The organism is Halovulum marinum (assembly GCF_009697225.1).
GTDB classification, from domain to species: Bacteria; Pseudomonadota; Alphaproteobacteria; order Rhodobacterales; family Rhodobacteraceae; genus Halovulum; species Halovulum marinum.
On record NZ_WIND01000046.1, the window covers coordinates 1 to 6558 of the forward strand.

The 6558-nt window shown below is 59.7% G+C and carries 6 protein-coding genes; all 6 read right to left on the minus strand.

The annotated features are described in order from the left end of the window. Positions 1 to 22 precede the first annotated feature (22 nt). On the minus strand, positions 23 to 376 hold the full coding sequence (locus GE300_RS21685) for a very short patch repair endonuclease (protein ID WP_154449656.1): 354 nt from the start codon (positions 374 to 376) through the stop codon (positions 23 to 25). Between the two features lie 16 nt (positions 377 to 392). Continuing rightward, entirely contained in the window at positions 393 to 2066 is a 1674-nt protein-coding gene (locus GE300_RS21690; protein WP_325063359.1) for a DUF2357 domain-containing protein, read from the minus strand. Between the two features lie 8 nt (positions 2067 to 2074). Next, the gene (locus GE300_RS21695; RefSeq protein WP_154449657.1) at positions 2075 to 3859 is read right to left on the minus strand and encodes an McrB family protein; all 1785 of its coding nucleotides are present in this window, start codon (positions 3857 to 3859) and stop codon (positions 2075 to 2077) included. After that, positions 3816 to 5375 carry a DNA cytosine methyltransferase gene (locus GE300_RS21700; protein ID WP_154449658.1) on the minus strand — a complete coding sequence of 520 codons (1560 nt, stop codon included), beginning with the start codon at positions 5373 to 5375 and terminating at the stop codon, positions 3816 to 3818. Before GE300_RS21700 ends, GE300_RS21695 begins: the two co-directional genes overlap by 44 nt. 161 nt (positions 5376 to 5536) lie before the next feature. Continuing rightward, the gene (locus tag GE300_RS21705) at positions 5537 to 5920 is read right to left on the minus strand and encodes a hypothetical protein (RefSeq protein ID WP_154449659.1); all 384 of its coding nucleotides are present in this window, start codon (positions 5918 to 5920) and stop codon (positions 5537 to 5539) included. Beyond that, a partial coding sequence (locus GE300_RS21710; RefSeq protein ID WP_233417307.1) for a recombinase zinc beta ribbon domain-containing protein occupies positions 5917 to 6558 on the minus strand: 642 nt, incomplete at its 5' end. The genes GE300_RS21705 and GE300_RS21710, both read right to left, overlap by 4 nt.

A 6558-nucleotide genomic window follows, 5' to 3' on the forward strand; every position in this document is an offset into this window, starting at 1 on the left:
CCCGCTCTACGCGGAGCAAACCTCAACCCACGGAGCCGTCGCCTGAGAAAATGTGCGAAAGATTCTGGACACTACCGATGTTGCGCTTATCACGCGCTTGGTTCGCCTCAAGCTTTTTGAGCCAGAAGTCCCGTCTTGTCGCCGGTATTTTGGATCGCTCGCAGTCATGCCCATGCCAGAAACATCCATGGGCAAAGATCACGGCACGATGCTGTGCGAATACCAGATCAGGTGTTCCGGGCAGACGCGACACGTTCAAGCGGTATCGAAATCCGCGCGCATGCAGCCCGCACCCGAGAAGGCGCTCCAGCTTTGTGCCGCGCCCACGAATGGCCTTCATGTTCTTCTGCCTTTGATACGGCGTTAGAACATCCATGTTGCTCTGCCCCGGTTCATGGAGAGACTGCTGTCCCTGCCGCGTCAGCGATGATGGCGCGCAACGCCGCACAAATGTCGGGAAGGTTCATGCCCGGTTTGAGGGTCGCCGCTCCGAAACGGAACGTAGAACGATAATCAGGATGGAAAAGCCGTCCCGGCATGGCTGTCGTCTGGTAGGTGGCTGCGCCCAGCTGCGGGATATGGGGTGTCAGAAGATAGGCGGCTTGAACGATCCCATGAAATTCCCCGCCGCCCGCATTTTCGACCAGAGCATCGCGATAGGTATGGATGGAGCTGATCGCATCATTGAGCGCGGTGTCGATCCGATACTTGGCGTCGAGCACGATGAGTTGCGCCTGCGCGGCTTCACCGCTTGTCTTGCCCGCAAGAACGATATCCGGCGTCATGGAGCGGCTGAACGATCCACGCCCGTCATCGGCCCTCCAGAATTCCTCATAGCGCTTCTGGAACATGATCTCCCACTTAGGAGAGATCGTCACAGTCACAGCGCTTACGGCGATGGTCAGTCCGCCCGCCGCGTCCCGTGTGAACAAGGTGCGAAAATCCACGGCTGCGGGACCGAACTCTTTCACCGCTGCATGGATCAATCGCAGGAAGCACCATAGCTCGTAGAGCTCGAAGGTGCGGGCAAGCGGAAGATCAAGGAAGTCACCAAAGATCGCGGCAAGGCCACGATTGAAATCCTGATAAACCTTGTAGAACTGCCGATAATTCGGATCGTTGCGAAAGAGCGAGGACAGATGCAGTTGCGGCGGGGCCGGAGGCAAGTCAGCGAACGGCTCTGCCTGTCTTAAAGTATGCAGGCGGCCCGCTAGACGGCGACACCGATTGGCCCACAGGCTGGCAACGGATCGTGTTTCCGGGTCATCTTTCGTCGCAACCTTGTCAAGCTGTTCGGCGGATGCGCTGAGCCACGCCGCCCATGCAGCCAGAACCGCCGCTATTTGACGATGCTCGGGCAGGTCGAAGGAACTGAACCGCTGGCGAATGCGAAATTCGTTGGGCAGAAAGCCGCGAAGCGCGCTTGGCAAGCGTGTCACCTTTGGGGGCACGCGGGCGGCACGCCCGCGTGCGAAGGAGCGGATTACCTCGTCCCCTGTCGCCCGCCGCACTTGGTGGTACGGCACGACGCGCTCTTCCGATCTAAGATGGCGGCGCGGCCTGCGCTCGATTTCCCGCACGATACGCTCCAGCGCGTCCATGCGAGAGCGCAGGTATTCAAGCCGTGCGATTGCAGGCGGCTTTCCTTTTGTCCCTTGCGCGATGCCCTTGTGAAAATTGGTCAGTGAGAAGAGCGCGAAGCTGTCTCGCATGATATCGACCAGCATCGTATCGAAGTCGCTGCGTGCGAGCTTGTTCCGATCAGGGTCGGTGACAAGTTCAAAGCGGATGGGGCGTTGCCCCGGCGTGCGCAACTCGGCCGAGATTTCCCCCGCATGAAAGCCCGTCTGCCAGCGCCAACGCGCGGTGTCTGAGCCGCGCGACCGTAGCGCTTCGAGCGGCACGTCATCGATCAGAAGATCCGTATCGAGCGCGCCTTCGGCGTCCTGGAGTTCGAAGATGTAGCTGCGGGTTTCTTGAATCGTGCCCGGCGGGATGCTGTCGGCTGATGGCCAAATCTGCCATGCGTCCCCGGTGTCTTCGGATCGAATGTGCAGAGACGGCACGGGCGCACCTATCGGCTGGCCTGGAACGCGCCATACTCGTCAAGATCGGCCCCAAGCTGATCGAGAAGGGCCTTCGAGCGCGGCATCGCGGCAAGCTGCTTGCCAAGGTCATTCAGCAAAGAGCGCTGCGCTTCAGAGCCGCGCAGCTTTACAAGGAGCTTCTGCACCATGAGCTGATCGAGAACGTCATTGGCCCCTTGGGCGAGGCTATCAACGGCAAAATGGTGGTAGGTGACGACTTCGCGGATCAGGCGATACCCGAAGCCAAGGCGATGTTGTTTCATCACGCCCTGCATGGCCACCAGATGCGGACGGCAATGCGCGCAGGCCGGAGCCAGATCAGGGTCTTCTGCCTCAATCTTGGTGATGTAGCCGTCCACATCGACGTCATTCATCTCGATCAGGACGGCACGGTCTAAAACCTTGTCGCTGACGGGATTGGTGGTCTCGTCAATATTGATCGTGCACGTGATGAAGAGATTGGGGGGCACGGGCAACGAGGCCGGGATACTGCTGCCCGTCGTGCCTTCGAGCGGCACGCCATTGGAATGGAGCGGGAGAGCTTCCCCTGTCTCGATGGCGGATAATACGTCGGAGAAGTAGTACTCGACGCGGGCCAAGTTCATTTCATCAAGGATAACAAAGACCGGAGAATCCCGGAAGGCCGTTGCCACGAGCACGGCTTCAAGGAAGGGCGGCACGACATAGCGGTCTGTCAGAACGTCGTAATAGCCTGTGAGTCCTGTGGGATCGGTCCATTCCGGTCTGACCGGGCAGACGAACAAGAAGGGATCATCGGCGTCGCGTTTTTCTTTGCCGTGGATCGCGCGGGCGTAGAGCAAGGCAAGCTGGGTCTTGCCCGTGCCCGAGAGCCCCGAGAGGATCACGAAATGCTTGTGTGCTAGGAAGTTGAGCCCCGCATGGTAGCGGATGAGCTCCCCATTGGGATAGAAGCCGCCAAGGTCGCTGACGGACTTTTCGATATCGGCCAGCGCCAGCGTTGTCGGCATGCGCGCCATCTCAGGGCTGACTGCATTGGTTTCTGGCCAGACGGTGCGCACTTCATGGATGCGCTCGCGCCCGATCAGGCTACCAAGATAGCCGACAAACTCACGCGCTAAGAGGGAGCGACGTGCGGCAGCTGCGGGGGGATAAATGCCAAAGACGATCTTCTCGACTTTTACCGGACGGCTAATCTTGCTGAGGTCTTCGGGCATTTCATCGAAGAAGCTCTTATTTCTCAGATAGAGTTGTCCGTCCTGGGCCAGATAGCCTTTGACGTTGTTGTTGGTCGCCGCGTAGTCGAGCCCATCAGGTGAGACAGGCGGAGCTGCTGCGCTGCCAGCCCCGTCAGCTGCGTCATCACCCTGACCGTGATCGCCGTCGCTTAATGCGGCGGTAGCAACTGCGTCCATCTCAGCGGGCTGCGCCGCCTCCGCCTGGGCACTATCCTCGCCGTCTTCGTCCTCGGACCCTTTACGCTTCCACGGCTTCGACGTGCCGACGGCTTTCATCTCTGCGAGGCGTGCGCGCAGTTGGGGCATGTCCGACTTGATGAAGATCGAGAAGTAAATTTCGTCCTCGGGCGGAAATCGCAGAAGGCAGTGGACAACAAGCTGATCGACGTCGGCAGCGAGATTTTCGAGATTCAGATTAAAGCAGAAAAGTCCTCGCCCAATAATCTTAGCACTGTTGGATACGCCAAAGGCATCCCGAAAGCTTGTTTTGGAAGTCGCGCCAGAGTCTTTCTTAAGCGCTTGCCTGTAGAGTTCCTGCCGCTGTGCAATGTCCATAATCACTCTCTTCGGATATTTGTAGGGTTGCGGCCATCTGCGTCGCGATTGCTTTTGCCATGAGCGGCGGCACTGCATTGCCAATTTGCCTAAAGGCAGGATTCATTGTGCCCAAGAAGGTGAAGCCGTCAGGAAATGACTGCAAGCGGGCTGCTTCACGAACAGAAATCGTCCGTGCCTGATCGTGGTCGTAATGAATGTGGCTATAACTGTCTTTTCCAAGATGGGCCATGAGAGTCCGCGCAGGCGCATCTGCCCACATCTTGCGCCACTTATTGGGGAATTTGCCTGGATCATAGGGCGGGACGATAGACTTCTTGAGGGCGTCATAGGCCGCTGATCCTTCACGCAGCGGTTTGCCCTCAGCAGCGCGCGCGGCGAGTGCTTCTTCAAACATGGTATTAGCGTGCTGAAACGCTTCTGGATACTGATCGCCTGGATTGAGCCGCGCAAATAGCGGATAATCGCGCGGCAGATAGCGGATCACATGATCAGTAAGGCCATTGCCCGCTTCAAAGCGTGGCCAGGATCGCATGAGCTGCGCGTATGCTGAAAGCCTTACAGCCTCCCCATAGGGCATAATTTGATCGAAGCGCCTCGCGCCACGCTTGAGCCGTCCTTTTGCCAATTCCTTGCGGGCGTCGATGGGCGGCAGATCGCCAAGTGCTTGCTTGGCGGTCACGGCAGGCGTGAGATCGGGCACCGCTTCCGGCGGCGGAAGATAATCGAAGGCGTCTTCAAGTAGCCTGTCTTTCTTGAGGAATTTCAGGGCAACGGCGCGCGAGCCTTCATATCCCGGTGGCAATTTTACCCAATGGGTTGGCTCGGGAAAAACAATCCGATCCACCACTTCACGCCGATAGGCCATCAGGAACATGCGTTCGCGCATCTGCGGAACGCCATAGAAGGCCGCATTCAGAAGGGTATAGCCCGCTACATAACCCTTCGCTTCGAGAACTTCGCAGATTTCTTCTGCAAGATTTTGCCCGCCGTGATTAAGCACGTCGGGGACGTTTTCCATGAGAACGGCGATTGGCTTGAAGGCTTCGACGTAGTGCAAATATTCCTGATAGAGCCGAGCGCGTGGATCATGGCGAAAGGCTTCGGGGTGCTCGTCCACCTCGCGGAGCTTCGGGCGGCCGACGCGCGCAAACGCCTGACAGGGTGGCCCACCGATGATGAGATCAACAGCTTGGTCTGTCTGGCCGAGATCCAGCTTCGCTGCCAGAGCGTCAGGACCCGTGGCTGTAATGTCGATGGCTTGAGCGTGGGCCTCTTGGCCGGGATGGAAATTGTGGCCGTGCGAACGCGCTGCGTCGCGATCGAACTCCACTGCACCAACGATTTTGAAGCCAGCGGCGTGAAAACCAAGTGATAGCCCGCCGCAGCCAGCGAACAGATCAAGGACGCGAGCAGGCTTACCAGCCCGCATTCGTGCGAGTTTGGACACGAATACGTTCGACGACACGTTCAGCCCCCTTGAGAATGCTCTTTTCACCTCGGCGTCGAGGCTCATTGCTGCACGCACGATTCTACGTCGGCGCTTCACCTCATCACAACATATGGTTCTAGCTGGTTAATGTCACGACCAGATTTGCTCCTGCGCTCTGCAGCGCCGCTGACCTGAGCCATGCAGGGTCAAGTTCTTAACTTCGGGTCCACGAAACAAGTAGCAGGTCACGCTTCGAACAACGACTGCCTATTCCACTCCGCCGGAAACGGCTCCAGCAACCGCACCATAGTCATCTCTGGCCCCTGCCGACCGTCCAGGATCGCCTCGACTATGTCAGGCGCGAGCAGTGTCAGGCGAAGAACCCGCGTCATATAGGACGGCGCGATGCCCTCGCGGTCGGCAAGCTCGGCGATGGTGGCGACTTCGCCCGACTCCAGAATCCGCTTCCACCGGAAGGCGCGTGCCAGCGCCTTTACCAGCGTGTTCTCCGCCTTGCGGTCTGGCCGGACGCCGTTGGGCAGTTGCATTTCCTTGCGTCCACCGCGCTTCACGAGGCGGAACGAGACATGTATCGTTACGGTTTCGGGGATCGGGGTGAAGCGGGTCATGCGGCTGCTCCAATATCGCTGGTGATTTCGCGCGCCAGTGCCGCTAGCCCGTCCATGCGCAGCCGGACGTTCAGGCCCTCGGCGCCGATGTCCACGCGCTCTACCAGCAGCGCCACAATGCGCGCTTGCTCGGCGGGGAAGAGTTCGTCCCACAGCGGGTCGAGCTGCTGCAGGGCCACGCGAGTGTCGGCTTCGGTGATGTCGTCGGTGTGGACGCGCGCCGCCTTCCACGTCCCCGCCACGATCTCCGGCTGGCGGAACACGGCGCGCAACTGGTCGACCACGGCGGCCTCAATCTCCCCCGCTGGCACGCGTCCCACGGGGCAAGCCCCGGCGCCGTGCTTCAAGACGGTCTGGCTGACGTAGTAGCGGTAGAGCCTGTCGCCCTTGCGGGTGTGGGTCGGCGAGAAGGCCGCGCCATCGGGGCCGAACAGCAGCCCCTTCAGCAGCGCGGGCGTGTCGGCGCGGGTGCGCGCGGCACGCTTGCGCGGGCTTTCCTGCAGGATCGCGTGGACGCGGTCCCACGTCTCGCGGTCGACGATCGCGTCGTGCTCGCCGGGGTAGCTGTCGCCCTTGTGGACCGCCTCGCCGATGTAGGCGCGGTTACCGAGCATCCGATAGATGTATTTCTTGTCGAT

Excerpts from the sequence above, each read along its gene's own strand:
- GE300_RS21685 (WP_154449656.1), bottom strand. The coding sequence starts at position 376 with ATGGATGTTCTAACGCCGTATCAAAGGCAGAAGAACATGAAGGCCATT.
- GE300_RS21695 (WP_154449657.1), bottom strand. The coding sequence starts at position 3,859 with ATGGACATTGCACAGCGGCAGGAACTCTACAGGCAAGCGCTTAAGAAA.
- GE300_RS21700 (WP_154449658.1), bottom strand. The coding sequence starts at position 5,375 with ATGAGCCTCGACGCCGAGGTGAAAAGAGCATTCTCAAGGGGGCTGAAC.
- GE300_RS21705 (WP_154449659.1), bottom strand. The coding sequence starts at position 5,920 with ATGACCCGCTTCACCCCGATCCCCGAAACCGTAACGATACATGTCTCG.